We start from the raw sequence: 21,581 nt of genomic DNA on the forward strand, positions 1-21,581 counted from the left end.
CCGGTCAAGGGACGCGAGCACAAGCCTGCGTGTCCAGACGGAGATCAGGCGGCGACCCGGGCCATCTCGATCTGGGCCGAAAGGCCAGGCGGCATGTCGCGCTCGGGCACGGCGGCGAGGGCGTTCACGCGTTCGGCATCCCGGGCGGTGATCAGGACGCTGGAGATCGCCGGGTCGGTCATGGCGTGGGCGAGGCAAATGGCCTCCGCCGTCCAGTGCGGCGTGCGATGCAGGAAGGCGAAGGTGCCGGCATGGGCCAGTGGGTCATCCTTCGTCTTCGAGCCGCCGCCAAAGCCGAACAGGCCCTTCTTGGGCTGATGCACGGTCGCGGCCTTCTTCTCGGTGTCGAGTTCGGCGGGGAAATAGTCATAGGCCAGAATGGCCATGTCCTGCTCGCGCGCGGCGCGGAGGCGGGAGCGGATCTTCCAGTCGACGTTGACGTGGAAGGGGGTGCCCAGCACGTCGAAGGCGCCGGTCGAGACATAGGCGTCCATCACCTCGCCGGAACCCGAAACGCCCAGGTAGCGAACCCGCTCGGTGGCGCGCAGAGCCTTCAGGGCGTTCAGCGAGCTCTGCGGCAGCTCGTCCTCGCCGGGTTCCTCCAGCAGGGCGACGTCGATCCAGCCGAGGCCGGAGACATGCAGGCAGCGGTCGATGGCGCCGGTCATACCCTCGGCGGAGAAGTCGCGTGCCGAACCCCGGCGGCCGTCGCCGGCGCCGAGTTCCAGGCTGACGTTCAGCAGCTTGCGATCGACGCTGGCCAGGGCCTGGCCGACGACCTCGGCGAGGACCGGATCGGCCGTTTCCAGCCGGTAGGAGTTGATGCCCGCCTCAAGGGCCGAAAAGATCAGGTCGTTGGCGGCGTTCACGCCGCGCGACAGGCTGTCGACGCCGAGATTGAGCGTCAGGGTCGAGATGGCGGCGCCCGATGCGCCGAAGGGGCGATAGCGCATGGCGGATCAGCCTGTCGTGGAAGGGGCGGAGGTTTCGAGCGCGAGGGCGTGCAGTTCGCCGCCCATATGGCCCTTGAGCGCGGCATAGACGAGCTGGTGTTGTTTCACGCGCGGCAGGCCGGCGAAGGCGGTCGAGACGATGCGTGCCTTGTAGTGGTCGCCGTCCCCCGCGAGGTCGTCGATCGCGATCTCGGCGTCGGGAAACGCCTCGATCAGATAGGCATGGAGCGTTTCGACGGGCATCGGCATGGCGGGGAGAATGGCTCGTAAACCTTAATGGCAGGCTAGCGGCGACGGCGACCTCCCTCCGTTCGAGGGAGGATGAAATCATTGGGCCGCCGGCCGTTCCAGGAAGATCACGGGCTTGTCCTGATAGGTCCCCTCAGCATAGGCGGTGAAGCCTGTGCGGGCGGCCAGCTTCAGCGACGGCGCATTTGGCGGATCGATCATGCAGACGGTCCGGGGCAGTTTGCGCGAATGATCGCACCAGTGCAGCGCCGCCTCCAGAGCCTCTCGCGCCAGCCCCTGTCCCTGGAAGCGGACCCCGACGCCCCAGCCCAGTTCCGGCGCGTCCATTGGCGGATGGGTCTCGCGCCGGTAGTCCAGCACCCCGACACTGCCGACATAGTGGGCGGTGTCGGTCATGCGAATGGCCCAGTTGCCCATGCCCAGCGCCTGCCAGTGGCCCAGATCGCGCAGCAGCCGGAACCAGACCTCTTCGCGGGTCATCGGCCCCCGCCCTGCGATGGGAAGGGTGAACCGCGCGTCGCGCCAAAGCTCGGCCAGGTCGTCGAAGTCCGTCAGGGCGACGGGCGTCAGGGTCAGGCGGGGCGTGCTGAGGATCGGGCCGGTCACATCAATCCCAGTTGCTTGAAGCTGGTCACGCCCTCGCGGCCCACGATCAGGTGGTCGTGGACCTCGACGGAGAGGGCCTTCGCCGCCTGGATGATCTGTCGGGTTATGTCGATGTCGGCGCGGCTGGGGGTCGGGTCGCCGGACGGGTGGTTGTGGACCAGGATCATGGCGGCGGCGCTGACCTCCAGCCCCCGGCGGACGACTTCGCGCGGATAGACCGGGGCGTGATCGACCGTGCCCCGGTTCTGGATCTCGTCGAGGATCAGCTGGTTCTTCTTGTCCACGAGCAGCTCCCGGAACATCGTCAGTGCGGCCTCTGCGAACCTCCGAGAAGGATGGAGAGCGCACCTTGATGCCAGGGCCATAGTCGGACCTGCCGAGCCGTGTGCGTTCCGATGCGTGAATGGTGCAAAGGGACACATTGAGGTCAAGCCCCCGGTTCTGCTCTGACCCTCTGGTTGCGAGGCCGTCGCAGAGAGCCTAATCGCGGCGGACAGATAAGCGACAGCCTTCACTGCACCGTGGCGAGCCTCGCTGCCAGTTTCACCGTGAGTCCTCATGACCGGCTTGAATCCACGCTCGCTCGCTTCAACAGCCGCATGCGCGTTGCTCTGGCTTATGTCTGGCACCGCCGCGACGGCGCAGGACGTTCCGGCCCCGGAATCGGTTGAACCGGAAGAAGAGGCTGAAAGCGAGTTGGACGATGTGATCGTTCAAGCAACACGATCCCGTCGCCGGGTCCAGGATGAGCCCGTGAGGGTCGAGGTCGTCTCGCAGGAAGAGATCGAGGAGAAAATCCTCATGCGTCCCGGCAACATCTCCATGGTCCTGGCGGAAACTGGCGGGTTGCGGATTCAGGTGACCTCGCCGAGCCTCGGATCGTCAAACGTCCGCGTTCAGGGGATGCGCGGTCGCTACACGCAAATCCTCGCTGACGGGCTACCCCTTTACGGGGGGCAGTCGTCATCATTCGGACTGCTCACCATTCCGCCGAGCGACCTGAGGCAGGTCGAGATCATCAAGGGTGCGGCGTCCGCCCTTTACGGCGGTTCAGCGTTGGGTGGCGTCATCAACCTCGTGTCCCGCCGACCGGATGACTCCTCCACCGCCGAGATCACATTGAACGCGACCACTCGCGACGGTCAGGACTTCGCGGCCTACGGCGCGACGCCGCTGTCGGACTCGTGGGGCGGTTCACTCCTTACGACATTCAACCGCCAGACCATCCAAGACCTCGATGGTGACGGTTGGGCCGAGATGGCGGGCTACGAGCGCATCAGCGCACGGCCTCGCCTGTTCTGGGAAGGTGATAGCGGATCGACCGCCTATTTCACTCTGGGAGCGTTGCACGAGGAACGTGAGGGCGGGACCGTTTCGGGACGTGTTGCGCCGGACGGGTCGGCATTCCCGCAACTTCAAGACACGACTCGCTTTGATGGCGGCCTCGTCTTTGAACGAGCGATGGGCGACTGGGGCTTCGCGCAGTTCAGGGCCTCGGGGGTCAGCCAAGATCACCGGCACCAGTTCGGATCGCTGGTGGAGGAGGACGAGCATCGGACCATATTCGCAGAAGCGTCGATTTCCGCTGATTGGGCAGACGCATCTTGGGTCGGCGGACTGGCTGTTCAGGAGGATGACTATCGCTCCGAAGCCTTTCCGCAGTTTGACTACACGTTCACAACCCCGGCTCTCTTCGGGCAGGTGGAACGGGACTTGTCGAACGATCTCACCCTCGCCGGAAGTGCGCGTCTCGACGCGCACAGCGAATACGGAACACAGATCAGCCCCCGCATATCGCTCCTCTACAATCCTGGACCTTGGACAGTCCGGGCCTCCTATGGGCAGGGGTTTTACGGCCCGACGCCATTCGTAGAAGAAACCGAGGAGTCGGGCCTTTCTCGCCTTGAGCCATTGGCAGGGCTGGAGGCCGAGACCGCGCAAACGACTTCCATCGATTTCGGCTACGCGGCTGGCCCCTTCGAAGCCAATCTGACGTTCTTCGGGTCCGACATTCAGGACGCGGTTCAGCTAAGGGAGGTCGCGCCCGATCTGGTGCGCCTCGTGAACAGCACAGGCGCGAGTCGCACACGAGGTGCCGAAGCCCTGCTGCGCTACCGACTGGAAGGCTTCACTCTCACCGGCAGCTACGTTTATGTCGATGCGACCGAGCCTGACCCGTCTGGCTTTGGCCGCCGAGCGACACCCCTTACGCCTCGCCACTCCGGCAGCGTTGTCGCGATGTGGGAAAATGAGGAGCGGGGCAGGATCGGGCTCGAAGCCTACTACACCGGGCCTCAACCGCTGGACGGCAACCCATATCGGACGGAAAGCGAATCATACCTTGAAGTCGGCGCATTGGTCGAAGTCGTCGTTACGCCCACGGTGCGGGCCTTCGTCAATCTGGAGAACATCCTTGATGTTCAGCAGACCGATTACGACCCGCTCTTGTTGCCGCAACGCTCCCCCGCTGGGACGTGGACGGTTGACTCGTGGGCTCCGCTGGAGGGCTTCGTTGTCAACGGGGGCCTAAGGCTGCGCTTCGGGGGATGAGCCGCTTTGCTCTGAAAAGCGGACATGGGAAAGTTTTGCGGAACGGATGTTACCGGTCCGAGAAATAGACCCATAATCCGAAGACATAACGGGTCCAATCTGGACCCCGCAAATGTCTGGGATGGTGGCTAGCGGACTCTCTTTAATCCTTCGGCTAAAGAGGAAGGACGAACACCCGCTCGTAGCCCTTGTGCCCGTCCTTAGTCGGCAACACCAAAAATTCGTTTCCCGTAGAATTGATGATGTCTCGCGTCAAAACGTTGAACAATTCGGCCTGACCATCCTGTCTAATAATAATCACCCCGTCGCCGACCGGCTCAATGCGGAAGGCGGGGTCGGCGCAGCGGAATTTGTCGATTAGACGATCCATACATCAAGCTGCACAGCAGTAGCACTAGATGTCCAGCGTAACCGTTCTAGTCATAGTTGGCGTTCTTGGGTCGCGGGTCGAGATTCTTCAATCTTCATCATGCCTTTGGCGACTACGGTATCGATGGCTCGGTGTTCAGAAGCGTTGCAACCGCGTTTATGATTTGCGCTGAGACGAATGGCTTACTCACGAGAATGCTATTGGGGACGCCACGGGCTGCCCACTCGTGCGCGCTGTCCCCGGTCACATAAACCACCGGCAAGGTCGGGAACTTCTCGCGGGCGTTCCGAGCCACATCCCAGCCCGTCAGTTCTCCGCCGAGGTTCACATCGGTTATCAGCGCACGGCAGTTCTGGCCGTGCTCTCTAAACAGCGTCACCGCCTCTTCGGCCGACATCACCGACTTGTGGTCGAAGCCGCCGTCTTCAAGTGCATGCTCGATGGTCATGAGGATCAGAGCCTCGTCGTCAACGACGAACACGCACACGGAATCCGACATCAAAGTCTCATTTCATTCAGGCGCAGGCTTAACCCCAGCCACTTTGGCTGGTTGCGTCCTTTTCCCTTAAATTTCCGTCATCTTCGACGTCGTCTGCAACGGGTCGAACCCGGCGGTTGGCGATCTGCCCCAAACCAGACGTTGGCGTCACCGCCACAAACCAGATGCGCCGAACTGTTGAGGGTGGAGGTCACTCCTCGTCTCGCGCGCCGATAGCGGACATCATTGCATCGTCGGGCTGGCGGTAACGCTTCTATCTACGTTCGCTGGCGAGCGGTCGGATACAGTGGCCTCTCCCGATATTATGGGATGTGAGGACGGATGTGCCGTGGTCGCTACAGGTTGGCCTTTAATCTTTGTCACCGATTATATTGTCTTGTCGGTCGCTAAAACTGCCAACATATGGGCGGTCGGTTCGCGCCGGATCACGTTTATTGGCTTTCTTTCCCCTTCAACTCCGAGCATAGACCGTCGTATCGCCCGTTGCGACACGCCTTGTGGTTCGTTTGTTGACTGGAACTGGGTTCTCGTCTCTCACAGACCGCTGATATTTCCCGCGTCTCGCGTGGATATATGCGCAAGCAGGGCATTTGGTGTTTTTCCAAAATGCAGATGACCGCCCAAGCCTCACGCATACCGGTGCTTGCACTCGGGCTGTCGGCCATCGCAACGGCGGCATGGGCGCACGTCAAATGGTTTGAAGCCTATGAGGTCTCGGCAGACCCGGTTCCGATCACGACCACCCTTGTGCTTCCTGCCTTCTGGTTTGCCGTCGCGCTGGTAACGGCCTTCTTTCTAGCAGCCACTGTTCTCGAACGCCGAGCACCCGGTCAGGCCGCCACCCGCATTCTCGACACTGGAACTCGGCTGCTGCGCGATCATGCAGACGCCTTCATGATCGCGGTGATGGCCGCGTTCTTCGTCGCGCTTTTTGCTGTCGGCGGCTCCTACCTGACGCCCGACCTCAAAACAGAATCTGAGCTTCTACCGTGGGCGCAATTGTTGATCGGCATTCTGCTGATCTGGCGACGCACTCGACCAGTGGCCGCGGTCATGATCGTCCTCCTGTGGGCCGTCGCGCTCGCGAACTATGACCTCTTCCACCTCTATGACTATCTCGCACTTGGCTTGGGGCTGGCGGGGTATCTGTTCCTGTCGGGACTGAAGGATGGGAAGTGGCATGACCGACGCTTCGCGGTGCTGCGCTGGGGCATTGCACTGGCCCTCATGTGGTCCAGCATGGAGAAGTTCATGTATCCGCAGTGGTTCATGCCGCTGCTGGAAGAGAAGCCTTTCCTAGCCTTCGGAATACCCTTTGAGCCGTATACGACGATGGCCGGGGTGGCTGAGTTTACCTTGGGCTTCGGGCTTCTGTGGACATCGCTCGTGCGACGGCTCTCGGCAGTCGCGCTGTTCGCGTTGATGTTCTCGGCAGTCTACCCATTTGGCCGTATCGACATGATCGGCCACGCGACCATCTTGGCCGGTCTGCTGGTCGCCATTGCAGACCCTATGCGTCATCACGCCTTCGAAGTGACGCCCCGTGATCACCGCGCAACGTGGCTCGTCCCGGTCGGCCTCGTTATCGCATTGGCCATCACTATGCTGTCCTACGCTGGCCAGCACTACGTTATCTATCGCGTGCTTGAAGGCCCGTTCGCAGCACTACTGCGGCCCGAGTCGCGGGAGATAGTCACCCAAGGCGGTGTCGCTCCTGGCGGTTTCTGGCGTGGCAATGAGCACTACCATGGCGATGAAAACTCGACCGCCGCGCCGGAGGCTGGGGCGTCTGCGGCCATGATGCGGTCCATGGATCGCATGCACGCCGAGATGAACGAACTACAGGTAACCGGCGACCTAGATCGGGACTTCGTTGCCCTTATGGTTCCTCATCACCAATCCGGTGTGGACATGGCTCGGGTGTATCTGGAAAGCGGCACCGATCCTGAGCTTCGGCGGCTGGCCGAGCAAATCGTCAGCAGCCAAGAGGCTGAGATCGGTCATATGAAGGCTGAGGTCGGCGGGGGTTCAAGCGCGACTAGTCCGGCCCACGCGGGGCACTAGCAGCGGGCAGACTTCATTGCCGATCCATTCCTCGGTTTTGCGGAACGCACACTACCGGTCGAGATAGAGGACGCGGAATTGCTCCCGCGGTTCGTGCTGGAGCGCGACGCGGACGTAGGCGAGCAGTGCCGTCCAGGACGAGATGACGGGCCGTTTGACGGTCGGTTCCCTGGCCACGCGCTGCGCGACCTCGTGCAGGGCGGCGAGGTCCAGGGCCGTCTCCATGCCGACGCCCTTCGTGCGGCCCCGGGTGTCCTCGGTGCGCACGGTCATCAGGTCCTCGACCGAGGCGGCGAGGACGGCGGCGAAGGATCCGAACCGCGACAGCAGGGCCTTGGCGATCGGCTTCACATCCCCCTGCGGCTGGCTGCGGAACAGGAACAGCTCCAGCAATTCATAGTCGGGCAGATGGTGCAGGCCGGCGGTTCGGGCCCGCTCGCGCAGCCGTTCGCGGTGTCCCGTATGATGCGGGACGACCATGGCGGTGGTCGTTGTCGGTTGATCGCCCTGATCCGTCACGCCGCACCCTGCTGACACGCCGTCAGGCTAACCGGTGGCCGGCGCGGTTCAAGGGGCTTTCTAGTTCGGGTTGAACAGACCGGCGGGGCTGGCGGTGAAGATTTCGACGCCGTCCTCGGTGACCCCGACCGTGTGCTCGCACTGGGCCGACAGAGACTTGTCGCGCGTCACGGCGGTCCAGCCGTCGGACAGGACCTTCACGTGCGGCTTGCCCAGGTTCACCATCGGTTCGATCGTGAAGAACATGCCCGGCTTCAGGACCGCGCCCTCGCCCTTGCGGCCATAGTGCAGGACGTTGGGGCTGTCGTGGAACAGGCGGCCGATGCCGTGGCCGCAGAAGTCGCGCACGACGCTCATGCGGTTGGCCTCGACGTGGCGCTGGATGACGAAGCCGATGTCGCCGAAGGTATTGCCCGGCTTCACCTGCTCCAGCCCCAGAGCCAGCGATTCATAGGTGACGTCGACCAGTTTCTTCACGCGAGGGGCCAGGTTGCCCACGGCGTACATGCGGCTGGAATCGCCGTGCCAGCCATCGACGATCACGGTGTGGTCGATGTTGACGATATCGCCGTCCTTCAGCACCCGGTCGCCCGGAATGCCGTGGCACACCACATGATTGATCGAGGTGCAGACGGTCTTCATATAGCCCTTGTAACCGAGGCAGGCGGGCAGGCCGCCCTTGTCCAGGGTGAACTGGCGGATGCGGTCGTCGATCTCCTGGGTCGTCACGCCGGGCACGACGAACGGCGTGATCATGTCGAGCGCCTCGGCCACCAGACGGCCGGCGACGCGCATGCCCTCGAAATCCCCGGGCTCATACAGACGGATGGCGCTGGTCCGCGTGAAGGTCTCGTCAGCCAGCTCGGGCGTTTCGTACATTCGGGGGTCTCGGGGTCGCGCTGGTCAGCGCCGTCGGGGGTTAGATGGGCAGTGTAGCACGCTTCCTCAAGCCTTTTCAGCGGCTGCGACGGCGAGACCCTTGTGGGCTGGCTGCGGCGGCGTAGGTGTGGCCTATGACCCACGCAGCACCGACCGCCGCCGTCCTGATCATCGGCGATGAAATCCTGTCCGGGCGGACCCCGGACACCAACCTCAACACCATCGCGCGGTTCCTCGGCGCGCTGGGGATCGACCTGCTGGAGGCGCGAACGGTCGGGGATCGGCCGTCGCAGATCGTGGAGGCGCTGAACGCGCTGCGCGCCGGGCACGACTATGTCTTCACCACCGGCGGGATCGGCCCGACGCATGACGACATCACGGCGGACTGCGTGGCTGAGGCGTTCGGCGTCGGCATAGTGGAGCGTGCGGACGCGCTGGCGATCCTGGAGCGACGCTATGGCGACGAACTCAACCAGGCGCGCCGGCGAATGGCGCGGATCCCGGACGGCGGCGTGCTGATCGCCAATCCCGTAACGGATGCGCCGGGGTTCCAGATCGGCAACGTCTTCGTCATGGCGGGGGTGCCGAAGATCATGACCGCGATGCTGGAGGACGTGGCGCCCAGGTTGCGGACCGGGGCGGTGGTGCATCATCGGACGCTGAGGGTCACCGGCGTCGGCGAAGGCGCTATCGCGGCGCCCCTGGCCGAGGCGGCGAAGGCGGACCGCGACCTGTCGTTCGGCAGCTATCCGTTCGGTGCCGGGTCGGACGGCGAGCTGGGCACGAATCTGGTGGTGCGCGGACGGGATGCGGCGAAGGTCGAGGCGGCAGTCCAGGCGCTGGCGGGGACGCTTGGCGCGGCCGGGATCGCGACGAGCCGTCAATAGTCTCCTCCCCGTTCCGAAGGGATGGGGAGGTGGCGCGGCGCTTCTTCAGCGCCGTGACGGAGGGGGTCTTGAAGCGGGCGCGGTCGGTGGGGGTTCAGGAGCCCCTCCACCCCCGCGCAAGGGCGCGGCGGTCCCCCTCCCCATTCGCCAAGTGGCGAACGGGGAGGAGACGGTTCGGATCAGGCCTTGGCGACGTAGCCCTTGCCGCCGTTGGACGGGCGACGGCCGCGGGGGCGGCGGCTGATCTCGCCGTCGGGCTTGGGCGCCGCGACCGGACGGTTGGCGTTGGCGGCCGAGCGGGCGCGGTCGGCGGCCAGGGGATCGAACGGGGTGACGTTGGTGATCGAACGGTCGCCGTTGTGGCCGCGGTTCTGATCGCGTCCGCCATCGCGTCCGCCTTCGCGGTTGCCGCCCGGAGCCGGCTTGCGCTGGCGATGTGGCTGGCCGCCGTGGGCCGGCTTGACGCCGTCGCGACGCGGGTTGCGCGGGCCGCGATCGCCACGCGGACGGTCCTCGCGGTCGGGCATGGTGGCCTTGGTGCCGACGCCGGCGGCCATGATCGACTGGTCCAGCAGGCCCAGCGACTTGTCGTTCCTGCGGTCGGTGGCCGGGATCTTTTGGCGGGTGACCTTCTCGATGTCCTTGAGCAGCTTCATCTCGTCGCCGGCGACGAAGCTGATGGCCGAGCCGTCGGCCCCCGCCCGCGCGGTACGACCGATGCGGTGGACATAGGCTTCCGGCACGAAGGGCAGTTCGAAGTTCACGACGTGCGAGACGCCGTCGACGTCGATGCCGCGGGCGGCGATGTCGGTGGCGACCAGGACGCGCAGCTTGCCGGCCTTGAAGGCGGCCAGGGTGCGTTCACGCTGGGGCTGGGACTTGTTGCCGTGGATGGCTCCGGCCTGGACGCCGCCGGCTTCCAGATAGGCCGCGACCTTGTCGGCGCCGTGCTTGGTCTTGGTGAAGACCAGGCAGCGCGTGTAGTTGTCGTCGGCGAACATCTCGGTGAGCAGGGCGCGCTTGCGGCCCTGTTCGACGTGGACCACGGACTGGTTGATGCGCTCGACCGTGGTGGCCTGGGGGGTCACCTGGACCTTGACCGGATCCTTGAGCAGTTCGCCCGCCAGTTTGCCGATTTCAGTCGGCATGGTGGCGGAGAAGAACAGGTTCTGGCGCTTGGCCGGGATGCGGCTGACGATCTGGCGGATCGGCTTGACGAAGCCGAGGTCCAGCATCTGGTCGGCCTCGTCGAGGACGAAGATCTCGGTCGAGGACAGGTCCAGCGTCTTTTGCTGCATATGATCGAGCAGGCGGCCGGGGGTGGCGACGAGGACGTCGAGGCCGCCCTGGATGGCGCGTTCCTGCGGGCCGTATTTCACGCCGCCGAAGACGACGGCGACCTTGAAGCCGAGGTGGCGGCCGTAAGTCTTGAAGCTCTCGGCGATCTGGCTGGCCAGTTCACGCGTCGGCGACAGGATCAGGCAGCGGGTGGTGCGCGGCAGGGGGGCGACGCGGTTCTCGGCCAGACGATGCAGGATCGGCAGAGCGAAGGCGGCGGTCTTGCCGGTCCCGGTCTGGGCGATGCCCAGCAGGTCCTTGCCGAGCATGACGTCGGGAATGGCCTGGGCCTGGATCGGCGTGGGGATAGTGTAGCCCTCGGTCGTGAGGGCTTGCAGCAGGGCCTTGTTAAGGCCGAAGGATTCGAAGGTAATGCTCATGGGAGCTATGTTTCTTTCGCGTATGCGGCGACGCGCATCAGCCATGGCTCAACGCCGATAAGGCCGCGCACCGCCAGTCCCGACGGAGCACCAGAGTGGGGCTCGCGGGGTGGATCGGGCGCCGCCCCGCGTGTCCGGGCAGCGAATGAATCTTGAGGGTCCGGCGGCTGCTACAGTCAGGTCTTCGCTCGGGAGCAAGACCCACACGCGCTGGAGACGCCGGGGATCGCAATTGTGCGACGCAGCGCAAATGGGCGCACACTGCGGCGAAGTCAAGGCGGGGGGCTGTCGTCTCTTCCCTGTCGCGCAGCGATGGGGAGGAGACGGCCGGCCTAGATCAAACTCACCGCCAGGTTGACCGCGAGGGCCACCAGTACAGTGTTGAACACGAAGGCCGTGACGCTGTGGACGCTCGAGAGCCGACGCAGGCCCCGGTCGGCGATCTGGACGTCGGCGGTCTGGGAGGCGACGCCGATAATCAGTGAGAAGTGCAGGAAGTCCCAGTAGTCGGGTTCGGTCTCGCCCGGAAACAGCAGGCCGCCACGATCGCCCTTCTTGTCCGGCGCATAGAAGCGATGGGCGTAGTGCAGGCCGAACAGGACGTGGACGAAGAGCCAGGAGGCGGCGACGGTGCCGAGGGTCAGCAGGGCCTCGATCCCCTTGTCGATGCCCGCCGACGCCGTTGCGGCCTCGGAGATGACCAGGGCGACGCTGGCGGCGGCGGCCAGCAGGCTGAGCGGGAGGACTGCGACCCCGGCCTCGTCCAGTTCGGCCGCCCGGGCGCGGATGGCTTCGACCGACTGCGTCCGGGCCAGCTTCAGGAAGGTCAGGAGCAGGAACAGGGCCACGCCCGCGTCCCAGCCTGCCGCGAGCCGGACGGTCCAGCGCCATTCGACCGGGGCGGCGAGGGTGATGACCGCCGCGGTCGCCAGACCCGCCAGCAACACGCCATGCAGGCGCAGCACCCGGAACGGCGGACGAGCTTCGGGCGGGGCGGGCGGCTGGGCCATCAGGTTCCGGGCTGGATGTAGGGGATCGCCGCGAACAGGCGGCGTTCGGCGCCGCGCGGATCGTCCTCCATCCGGGGCGGCTCGTCCATGATCATCGTCTGGCGGCGGGTCAGATCGTAGGGGATCCAGCTCGGCAGGCAAGGGTGGTTGGGGTCGCCGTCGCGGGCCAGGGCGACGAAGGCCTTCGACAGGCGGTCGGCCATGCCTTGCGCTTCCGGTCCCTGGGCGCGGCTGCCGGTCGCCATGACGTTGTCGAGCGCCAGGGGGATGTCGTCGGTGTGCATGGCGCCGCGTCGGCCGCCGTCGATCGGGGATGTCCAGTCCAACTGGTAGACCCAGGCCGGGGTTCCGGCCGCGGCGCGGGCCTCGGCCTCGATCACCGCGCCGCGCCAGCTGCGGGCGGCCGTGGTGGAGGCGAAGAAGACGTCGGACGGGGAATAGTCGGGATACATCCGGCGATAGGCGGCGATGACGGGTTCGGGAGCGACGTCGATGCGGAACTCCCGGTTTGTCATCTTGCCGGGCAGGTCGTCCCACGTGAGGGCGAAATTGGCCGGATCGTTGCCAAGGAAGGCGCGGGTCTCGTCGTGGGTGTTGCCGATGATCATCGGGATCTGGGCCGACTGCGGAGGGGCGTCCGGATAAAAGGGGTGACGCGTCAGGCTGCGGCTATCCAGCACCGGCCCCCAGTAGAGGCCGCCGAAACCGAGCACCGCATCGGTCGCTTCGGAGGCCTTCAGCAGATCTTCGACCGGCAGGGTCGCGACCTCGGCGGCGCGGTCTTTCGGCAGACCCAGGGCGTCGAGCCAGGCCTCGGCGCGGCGAGTCGCGTTCCATGGGCCGGAGGCAGTGACCTGCTGGCCGCTCATGGTCGCGGCGCGGTGGAACAGGCCGGCGGCGGCCGGCGTCGCCATCAGGGTCGCGATCTTGGCCCCGCCGCCGGACTGGCCGAAGACCATGACGCGGGAGGGATCGCCGCCGAAAGCGCCGATATTGTCTCGCACCCATTCCAGGGCGAGGTGCAGATCGAGCTGGCCGGCGTTGCCGCTGTCGAGGAAGGGCGCGCCCGCGATGCGGGCCAGATAGGCGTAGCCGAACAGGTTGAGCCGGTGGTTCAGGGTCACCACGACCACGTCGTTGCGCCTCGCCAGCCGCGTCCCGTCATAGAGCGGGCTTGAGCCCGAGCCGTTCGAATAGGCGCCGCCGTGGATATAGACCATCACCGGCCGCCGCTCGTGGTCGAGCCCAGGCGACCAGACATTGAGGAAGAGGCAGTCCTCGGACTGACTGGCTTCAGTCCCGCCCTGCGGGCTCGCGGGCCCATAGGCGAAGGCCTCGGCAGGGGCGGTCCATGAGGTCGGGCGGACGGGCGGCTGGAAGCGGCGCGGTCCGGTGTCGGCGCCGTAACGAAGGCCCTTGAACACCGCGACGCCGGCGTCCGTCTGGCCGCGTACCGGCCCGTTGGTGGTGGCGACCACCGGGTGGTCGGATTGAGCGAAGGCGGGCAAGGCGAGCGTGGGCAGGATCAGGCCGGCGGCAAGAACGGAACGACGCGAAAAACCCATCTCACACTCCGTGCGCCCCGGCGAAGGCCGGGGTCCAGATCCCGGATGCCGAAGGTTGGGATCGGGCGTCGGTCTTGCTGATCATCGGACTGTGTCTTCCATCTGGACCCCGGCCTAAGTTTATCCTCGGGCCGGCAAGCCGGACCCGGGGGCCAGGGTGCACGGGGGGGAAGGTTAGGGCGCGGAAGGGGACTTTGTCACCGGTGTCATCCGCATCGGCCCTTGCGGCCCCGCTGGCGGTCCGCTCTAGTGCGATCACGCATTGTTACAGGCCGCCTCCCCAGCCGGTCTGCGCTGGAGATCCGCATGACCCACCATGACCGCGCCGGCCTGTCCGTGGCCGCCGAACTGGCGAGCTTCATCGAGGACGATGTCCTGCCGGGGCTCGGGATCGGGCCGGACGGGTTCTGGACCGGGGTGGCCGAGGTGTTCGCGCGGTTCACCCCGGAGAACCGCAAACTGCTGAAGCGCCGGGACGACCTGCAGGCGCGGATCGACAGCTGGTATCGAGACCGCAACGGAGAGGCGCACGAACCGGCGGGGACCGAGAGCTTCCTGCGCGACATCCGCTATCTGGTCGACGAACCGGCGCCCTTCTCTGTGACGACGGAGGGTGTCGACGACGAGCTGGCGCGGCTGGCGGGCCCGCAGCTGGTGGTGCCGATCCTCAATGCGCGCTTTGTGCTGAACGCGGCCAATGCGCGGTGGGGCAGCCTGTACGATGCCCTCTACGGCACCGACGCGCTGGGCGATCTGCCGCCGGCCGGGCCGTATGATGCGGCGCGCGGGGCGCGGGTCGTGTCGCGGGCCAAGGCCTTTCTCGACGAGGCGGTTCCGCTGGAGACGGGATCGCATTCGCAGGTGACGGGCTGGTCGGTGGCGGCCGGCAGGCTGAAGCCGGGGCTGAGGGATCCGGCTCAGTTCGTGGGCTATCTGGGCGAGCCGTCGGCGCCGTCCTCAATCTTGCTGGTCAACAACGGGCTGCACGTCGAGCTGGTCATCGACCGGTCCAGCGCGATCGGTGCGAGCGATCCTGCGGGGTTGTCGGACGTGGTGCTGGAGAGCGCCCTGTCGACCATCTGCGACCTCGAGGACTCGGTCGCGGCGGTAGATGCCGAGGACAAGACGGCCGCCTACCGCAACTGGCTGGGGCTGATGCGGGGCGACCTGTCGGCCAGCTTCCAGAAGGGTGGAAAGACGCTGGAGCGGCGGCTGGAACCAGACCGCACCTTCACCGCGCCCAATACTTCAGAGGGGGGCGGCGGGGCGGTGACGCTCAAGGGCCGGTCGCTGCTGTTCGTCCGCAATGTCGGCCATCTGATGAGCAATCCGGCGATCCGCCTGCCGGACGGGACCGAGGCGCCGGAAGGGATTCTCGACGCCATCGTGACGTCGCTGATCGCGATGTACGACCTGAAGGGCATCGGCGCCTTCACCAACTCCGGCGCGGGGTCGGTCTATATCGTCAAGCCGAAGATGCACGGGCCGGACGAGGCGGCGCTCACGAACAAACTGTTCGATGCGGTCGAGGACCTCCTGGGTCTGGCGCGGCATACGGTCAAGGTCGGGGTGATGGACGAGGAGCGGCGGACCTCGGCCAATCTGGCCGCCTGCATCCATGCGGTGAAGGACCGGATCGTCTTCATCAACACGGGCTTCCTGGACCGCACCGGCGACGAGATCCATACGGCCATGCAGGCCGGGCCGGTGGTGCGAAAAGCCGACATCAAGAGCTCGAAATGGATCGCCGCCTATGAGGCGCGCAACGTCGCCATCGGACTGGCGTGCGGCCTGTCCGGGCGGGCCCAGATCGGCAAGGGGATGTGGGCCGCGCCCGACCGGATGGCGGACATGCTGGAGCAGAAGATCGGCCACCCGCGGACCGGCGCGAACACCGCCTGGACGCCCTCGCCGACGGCCGCGACCCTGCATGCGCTCCACTATCACGCGGTCGATGTGTTCGCGGTGCAGAAGGACGTGGCGGGGCGGCCGACACCGGGGCTTGAGGATCTGCTGACCCCGCCGCTGGCGAACGGGGCCAACTGGTCGGAGCAGGAGGTCGCCGATGAGCTGGACAACAACGCCCAGGGCATTCTCGGCTATGTCGTGCGCTGGATCAATCAGGGGGTGGGCTGTTCCAAGGTGCCGGACATCCACGATGTCGGGCTGATGGAGGATCGCGCGACGCTGCGGATCAGTTCGCAGCATATCGCCAACTGGCTTCTGCACGGGGTGTGCACAGCGGCGCAGGTCGATGCCGCCTTCCTGCGGATGGCGGCCAGGGTGGATGCCCAGAACGCGGGCGATCCCCTGTACCGGGCGATGGCGCCGGAACCCGATGGGTCGCTGGCGTACCAGGCGGCGCGGGCCCTGGTGTTCGAGGGGGTGGAGCAGCCGAACGGCTATACCGAGCCGTTGCTACATGCGTATCGGCTCAGGGTGAAGGCGGGCTGATCCGGCCTTGTCTCTGCCCCGATCGCGGCGGAAGCTGATCGTCTAGAGAGGAACGCATGATCCGTGACCGATCCATTATCTGCGCTGTCGCCGGAGCGATCCTCATGACCGGCTGCGCCGCGCCGCCGGCTTCGTCGGAGCCGCAGGGGCGGGTGCTGGCGGTGGATCAGGTCGCCGGCTTCTGGTCCCTGCGCGGGCCCGACGGCGCGCGCTGCCAAGTGTCGCTGGCCAACCTCGTGATCGACGGCGTCCGGCCGGTGCTGGCCGAGAACTGCGGCATACCCGCAGCGACGCGGGCGAAGAGCTGGCGCGCCACGGCGAATGGGTTCGAGATGCTGGCCGCTGACGGAGCGGTAGCGATGGCCTTCCATCGCACCGGCGAGGACGCCTTTGCGGCGACCTCGGGCGGCTTCACCCTCAGCCGGGCGCCGATGTCCTGAACCGAATGCGGAGTCTGCCGGAATTCGGCAGAAATCTGCATGGTCATCCTGACCGAAATCGCCGGAACATGGCGGCCTCGGCATGGTCGAGAACACCGCGAATCCGTCGATCGGCGGTCGGGCCTGCATTTCCCGCCGAACCTGACACGATCGTAACTTGTCGGGCCACTTCGGCCATGACAAGGTCGCTTGACTGTCAGGGGGCTGCTCATGCTTACGATCAAGAATCTTGTCCACGTTTACGGCAACGGGACGCGGGCGCTGGATGATGTGTCCCTGAGCGTACCCAACGGCATGTTCGGCCTGCTGGGTCCCAACGGCGCGGGCAAGTCGACGCTGATGCGGTCGATCGCGACGCTGCAGACCCCGACATCCGGCTCGATCGACTTCGACGGCATCGACGTGATCAAGGACCCGGAGAAGCTGCGCCGGACCCTCGGATACCTGCCCCAGGATTTTGGCGTCTATCCGCGCGTTTCGGCCTACGACATGCTGGATCACATGGCGGTGCTGAAGGGCATCGCCTCGGGCAAGGACCGCAAGGAGACGGTCGAGACCCTGCTGCAACAGACCAATCTGTGGTCGGTGCGCAAGAAGGCCCTGGCCGGCTTCTCCGGCGGCATGCGCCAGCGCTTCGGCATCGCCCAGGCCCTGATCGGCAATCCGAAACTGATCATCGTCGACGAGCCGACGGCGGGTCTGGACCCCGAAGAGCGCAACCGGTTCCTGAACCTGCTGGCCGAGATTGCGGACAATGTGGTCATCATCCTGTCGACCCACATCGTCGAGGACGTGGCCGACCTGTGCCCGCGCATGGCGGTGCTGGCGGGCGGCAAGATCCAGCTGGAAGGCGCGCCCGCCCACCTGATGGAACAGCTGAACGGCCGGGTCTGGAAGAAGACCATCGACAAGGAGGCGCTGGAGGAAAACCGCGCCAGACACGAGGTCATCTCGACGCGCCTGTTCGCCGGCAAGACCGTGATCCACGTCCTGGCCGACCGTCGTCCGGGCGAAGGCTTCGAGCCCGTGCCGGGCGGTCTGGAGGATGTCTATTTCTCGACCCTGTCAGCCTCGCGCAAGGTCGCGGCGTAAGACCATGTTCGGGAAAATCGCCGCCTTCGAATTCCGCTACCAGCTGCGCCAGCCGGCCTTCTGGGTCATCGCCATCATCTTCGGCCTGATGGGCTTCGGCCTTGTCGCCGCCTCTGACAACATCTCCATCGGCGCAGGCGGCAACGTCCACAAGAACGCGCCCTACGCCCTGGCCAGCATCAACGCGATCATGTCGATGTTCTTCATGCTGGCGACCACGGCGATCGTCGCCAATGTCGTGGTGCGGGACATCCAGACGGGCTTCGGGCCCATGGTCCAGTCCACCCGGATCACGAAGTTCGACTACCTCTATGGGCGGTTCACGGGCGCCTTCCTGGCGACGGCCTTGTGCTTCGCGGTCATCTCGCTGGGCGTCATAGCGGGCACGATCGCACCCTGGGTCGACAAGGAGACGATCGGCGCCTTCCGGCCATGGGACTACCTCTACAACTACCTCGTGCTGGGCCTTCCGGGCGTGTTCCTGACCTCGGCCCTGTTTTTCGCCCTGGCGACCGTGACCCGGTCGATGATGGCGACTTATGTCGGCGTGGTGGCGGTCTTCATCCTCTACCTGGCGGCGTCGGGGGTTCTGGGAAACAAGCCCGAGCTTGAGACGGCGATGGCATGGGGCGAGCCCTTCGGCGCCGCAGCCTTCGGCCTGGCGACCAAATACTGGACGTCCGCCGAGCGGAACACGCTGAACATCCCGCTGGAGGGAATCTTCCTGTGGAACCGACTGTTGTGGCTGGGTATCAGCGCGGGCATCCTCGCGGTCGCCTACGCCCTGTATCGCCCGGCCATTCGCGGGGCCAAGGAGGGCAAGACCGACAAGCTGCGCAAGATGGCCGAGACCGCCGCGCCCGCCTTGACGCCGAACCGCCCGCTGCCCACGCCGACCGAGGGCTTCGCCGCCGGCTGGACGCGGCTGGCCTCGCGCACGGCGTTCGAAATGAGTCTGGTGTTCAAAAGCCCGGCCTATTTCGTCCTGATCCTGCTGGGCTTCGCCTTCGCGGTCACGACCCTGTTGTTCCTCGGCGAGATCTACGGCGCGCCCGTCCTGCTGGTGACGCGCGTAGTCATCGACGGCCTGCCATTCGGTCTGATCGCGATGATCGTGGCCATCTACTATTCCGGCGAGCTGGTCTGGCGTGATCGCGAGCGCAAGGTGCACGAGATCATCGACGCCTCGTCGACGCCTAACTGGACCTTCCTACTGCCCAAGACCCTGGCGCTGATCCTGGTGCTGGCCTCGATCTCGATCGCGGGCGTCGTGGCCGGCGTCGCTGTTCAGACCTTCAAGGGCTACACTGACTACGAGTTCGACAAATACCTGATGTGGTACGTCGTGCCGCAGACGATCAACTTCGCCCTGCTGGCGGTGCTCGCCATCTTCGTGCAGTCGCTGTCGCCCAACAAGTTCGTCGGCTGGGCGATCATGGTGGTCTACATGATCTCCACCATCGTGGCGTCCAACATGGGCTTCGACCATGTGCTGTACCGTTACGGTTCGGGCGTCGGTCAGCCACTGTCCGACATGAACGGCCGGGGCGACTACGCCGGCTTTGCCGCCTGGATGGACGCCTACTGGACGATGGCCGCCATCATCCTGCTGACCCTCGGATACGCCCTGTGGCGTCGGGGAACCGAGACCCGGTTCATGCCGCGGCTGAAGCGTCTTCCGCACCGGCTGATGGGGCCTGCGGGCGTCGTTGGAGGCCTGGCCCTCGTCGCCTTCATCGGCCTGGGCGTCTTCATCTACGTCAACACCAACGTCTGGAACGAGTATCGTAGCCAAGGCCAGCAGGAGAAGCTGCAGGCCGAGTACGAGAAGACCCTGCTGCGCTTCGAGACCACGTCCCAGCCCACGCTGGTGGACGTGAAACTGAACCTCGACCTGCATCCGCGCACGCCGCGTCTGGAGACGACCGGAACCTATGTGGTCGAGAACCGCACCGGGGCGCCGCTGTCGGAAATGCATATGCGCTGGAACGACGAACTGGAGATGAAGGCGCTGACGGTCCAGGGCGCGCGAATGGTGCGCGAGTGGCCCGAGTTCGACTATCGCATCTACCGTTTCGACACGCCGATGGCGCCGGGCGAGCGACGGACGGTGTCGTTCGACACCGTGCTGGAACAGCGCGGCTTCAAGAACAGCGGCAACACCACCCGGATCGTCGACAACGGCACCTTCGTCTCCAACGGCGAGTTCGCGCCGCGGATCGGCATGGACCGCTCCGGGGTGCTGCAGGACCGGACCAAGCGCCGCAAGAACGGCCTTCCGCCAGAGCTGCGGCCCGCAAAGCTCGAGGACCTGACGGCGACGGGCCGCAACTATATCGGCGCCGACTGGGTCACGGCCGATGTCACCGTCACCACCGACGCGGACCAGACGCCGCTGGCTCCCGGCCAGGTCCGCAGCGACACGACCGCCAACGGCCGCCGGACGATGCGGTTCGTGACCGAGAGCCCGGTGCTCTATTTCCTGTCGGTCCAGTCGGCCCGCTACGAGATCGCGCGCCAGATGCACAACGGCGTGGAGATGGTCGTCTTCCATGACGCGCAGCACGGCCGGAACGTGCCCCGGATGATGACGGCGCTGGAAAACGCGCTGGACTATTTCCAGGCCAATTTCTCGCCCTACCAGTTCCGTCAGGCGCGTATCAGCGAATTCCCCTACGGGTCGTTCGCCCAGTCGATGCCGAACACCTTCGCCTGGTCCGAGAACCTGGGCTTCATCGCCGACCTGCGGGACGACACCAAGATCGACTACGTCACCTACATCGGGGCGCACGAGTTCGCGCACCAGTGGTGGGCGCACCAGGTGGTCGGGGCGAACATGCAGGGTGCGACCCTGATGTCCGAGACCCTGGCCCAGTATTCGGCCCTGATGGTGATGCGGGAGATGTATGGACCCGACAAGATCCGCCGGTTCCTGAAGTTCGAGCTGGACCGCTACCTGCGTTCGCGCGGGACCGAGCTGATCGAGGAACTGCCGCTGAACCGGATGGAGAACCAGCAGTACATCCACTACCGCAAGGGCGCGGTGGTCATGTACCTGCTGGCTGATCAGATCGGCGAGGCGAATGTGAACCGGGCGCTGTCCCAGTTCCTGGCGGCGCATGCCTTCAAGTCCGCGCCCTATCCGCGCTCGACGGATTTGATCAACCTGTTCCGGGCCAATGCGCCGGCCGACAAACAGGCCCTGATCACCGACCTGTTCGAGAAGATCACCCTGTACGACGTGAAGACCACGGCGGCGACAGCGACCCAACGCCGTGATGGACGCTGGGATGTGACGGTCACGGTCGAGGCGCGCAAACTTTACGCCGACGGCAAGGGCGTGGAGACGGAATCGCCGCTGAACGAGACCTTCGATATCGGCCTGTTCTCGGCCGAACCGGGCAAGGGCGAGTTCGACGCCAGCAACGTGCTGCTGTTCGAGCGGCGGCCGCTGAGGAGCGGGGTGCAGACGTTCCGGTTCACGACGGCGACGAAGCCGACCTTCGCGGGGGCAGATCCGTACAACAAGTGGATCGACCGGAACTCCGACGACAACGTGCGGAAGGTGGATTAGCGACCGCGGTCTCCTCCCTGTCGCGCAGCGATGGGGAGGTGGCTCGGAGCGCAGCGCAGAGGCGGAGGGGTTCTTTCCGCGCGCACGAATAACCCCTCCGTCTGCTCGCAAAGCGCTCGCATCCACCTCCCCATTCGCCAAGTGGCGAACGG

General features: G+C 65.6%; 16 protein-coding genes and 2 pseudogenes. 7 read left to right on the top strand and 11 right to left on the bottom strand.

What is annotated here, in order from left to right:
- Positions 1-44: 44 nt before the first annotated feature.
- The 4 genes and pseudogenes from ACP7A5_RS01025 to ACP7A5_RS01040 all read right to left on the bottom strand — a co-directional run.
- Complete coding sequence (locus tag ACP7A5_RS01025) at positions 45-953, bottom strand: oxidoreductase (protein ID WP_426040176.1); 909 nt, start codon at positions 951-953, stop codon at positions 45-47.
- 6 nt (positions 954-959) lie between these two features.
- Positions 960-1,202: a BolA family protein gene (locus ACP7A5_RS01030; protein WP_426040177.1), complete on the bottom strand. Its 243-nt coding sequence runs from the start codon at positions 1,200-1,202 to the stop codon at positions 960-962.
- 78 nt (positions 1,203-1,280) lie between these two features.
- Positions 1,281-1,808: a GNAT family N-acetyltransferase gene (locus tag ACP7A5_RS01035; protein WP_426040178.1), complete on the bottom strand. Its 528-nt coding sequence runs from the start codon at positions 1,806-1,808 to the stop codon at positions 1,281-1,283.
- Positions 1,805-2,107: pseudogene (locus ACP7A5_RS01040) on the bottom strand (JAB domain-containing protein); the annotation flags it as partial. The gene ACP7A5_RS01035 and the pseudogene ACP7A5_RS01040, both read right to left, overlap by 4 nt.
- 259 nt (positions 2,108-2,366) lie before the next feature.
- Between ACP7A5_RS01040 and ACP7A5_RS01045 the strand changes: the two are divergent.
- Positions 2,367-4,358: a TonB-dependent receptor plug domain-containing protein gene (locus ACP7A5_RS01045; RefSeq protein WP_426040179.1), complete on the top strand. Its 1,992-nt coding sequence runs from the start codon at positions 2,367-2,369 to the stop codon at positions 4,356-4,358.
- Between the two features lie 154 nt (positions 4,359-4,512).
- Here ACP7A5_RS01045 and ACP7A5_RS01050 read toward each other — a convergent pair whose 3' ends face one another.
- Both ACP7A5_RS01050 and ACP7A5_RS01055 read right to left on the bottom strand, forming a co-directional pair.
- On the bottom strand, positions 4,513-4,728 hold the full coding sequence (locus ACP7A5_RS01050) for a hypothetical protein (RefSeq protein ID WP_425988407.1): 216 nt from the start codon (positions 4,726-4,728) through the stop codon (positions 4,513-4,515).
- Positions 4,729-4,840: 112 nt separating this feature from the next.
- On the bottom strand, positions 4,841-5,227 hold the full coding sequence (locus ACP7A5_RS01055) for a response regulator (RefSeq protein ID WP_425988404.1): 387 nt from the start codon (positions 5,225-5,227) through the stop codon (positions 4,841-4,843).
- 573 nt (positions 5,228-5,800) lie between these two features.
- Between ACP7A5_RS01055 and ACP7A5_RS01060 the strand changes: the two genes are divergently transcribed.
- Positions 5,801-7,291, top strand: coding sequence for a DUF305 domain-containing protein (locus ACP7A5_RS01060; RefSeq protein ID WP_425988401.1), 1,491 nt, complete (start codon positions 5,801-5,803; stop codon positions 7,289-7,291).
- A gap of 54 nt (positions 7,292-7,345) precedes the next feature.
- Here ACP7A5_RS01060 and ACP7A5_RS01065 read toward each other — a convergent pair.
- Both ACP7A5_RS01065 and map read right to left on the bottom strand, forming a co-directional pair.
- Positions 7,346-7,771 (bottom strand): annotated as a pseudogene (locus ACP7A5_RS01065) (JAB domain-containing protein); the annotation flags it as partial.
- 99 nt (positions 7,772-7,870) lie between these two features.
- Positions 7,871-8,689, bottom strand: coding sequence for a type I methionyl aminopeptidase (gene map / locus ACP7A5_RS01070; RefSeq protein ID WP_426040180.1), 819 nt, complete (start codon positions 8,687-8,689; stop codon positions 7,871-7,873).
- Positions 8,690-8,823: 134 nt separating this feature from the next.
- Here map and ACP7A5_RS01075 point away from each other — a divergent pair, with 134 nt between their 5' ends.
- Complete coding sequence (locus ACP7A5_RS01075; RefSeq protein WP_426040181.1) at positions 8,824-9,576, top strand: competence/damage-inducible protein A; 753 nt, start codon at positions 8,824-8,826, stop codon at positions 9,574-9,576.
- Positions 9,577-9,755: 179 nt separating this feature from the next.
- Here ACP7A5_RS01075 and ACP7A5_RS01080 read toward each other — a convergent pair whose 3' ends face one another.
- The 3 genes from ACP7A5_RS01080 to ACP7A5_RS01090 all read right to left on the bottom strand — a co-directional run bounded on the left by ACP7A5_RS01080 (position 9,756) and on the right by ACP7A5_RS01090 (position 13,869).
- Entirely contained in the window at positions 9,756-11,294 is a 1,539-nt protein-coding gene (locus ACP7A5_RS01080) for a DEAD/DEAH box helicase (protein WP_426037446.1), read from the bottom strand.
- Between the two features lie 332 nt (positions 11,295-11,626).
- Positions 11,627-12,304 carry a DUF1345 domain-containing protein gene (locus ACP7A5_RS01085; RefSeq protein WP_426040182.1) on the bottom strand — a complete coding sequence of 226 codons (678 nt, stop codon included), beginning with the start codon at positions 12,302-12,304 and terminating at the stop codon, positions 11,627-11,629.
- Positions 12,304-13,869 (bottom strand): carboxylesterase/lipase family protein, encoded by a 1,566-nt coding sequence (locus ACP7A5_RS01090; RefSeq protein ID WP_426040183.1) that lies wholly within the window; start codon positions 13,867-13,869, stop codon positions 12,304-12,306. The genes ACP7A5_RS01085 and ACP7A5_RS01090 overlap by 1 nt, the downstream gene beginning before the upstream one ends.
- A 306-nt stretch (positions 13,870-14,175) precedes the next feature.
- Between ACP7A5_RS01090 and ACP7A5_RS01095 the strand changes: the two genes are divergently transcribed.
- The 4 genes from ACP7A5_RS01095 (at position 14,176) to ACP7A5_RS01110 (ending at position 21,429) form a co-directional block, all read left to right on the top strand.
- Positions 14,176-16,323, top strand: a complete 2,148-nt coding sequence (locus tag ACP7A5_RS01095) for a malate synthase G (RefSeq protein WP_426040184.1) — start codon at positions 14,176-14,178, stop codon at positions 16,321-16,323.
- Between the two features lie 56 nt (positions 16,324-16,379).
- Entirely contained in the window at positions 16,380-16,763 is a 384-nt protein-coding gene (locus ACP7A5_RS01100; RefSeq protein WP_426040185.1) for an AprI/Inh family metalloprotease inhibitor, read from the top strand.
- 210 nt (positions 16,764-16,973) lie between these two features.
- Positions 16,974-17,855, top strand: a complete 882-nt coding sequence (locus ACP7A5_RS01105; RefSeq protein WP_426037456.1) for an ABC transporter ATP-binding protein — start codon at positions 16,974-16,976, stop codon at positions 17,853-17,855.
- A gap of 4 nt (positions 17,856-17,859) precedes the next feature.
- Entirely contained in the window at positions 17,860-21,429 is a 3,570-nt protein-coding gene (locus tag ACP7A5_RS01110; protein WP_426040186.1) for a M1 family aminopeptidase, read from the top strand.
- Positions 21,430-21,581 lie beyond the last annotated feature (152 nt).

Origin of the sequence: Brevundimonas sp. TWP2-3-4b1, assembly GCF_049897665.1 — a bacterium.
GTDB classification, from domain to species: Bacteria; Pseudomonadota; Alphaproteobacteria; order Caulobacterales; family Caulobacteraceae; genus Brevundimonas; species Brevundimonas subvibrioides_B.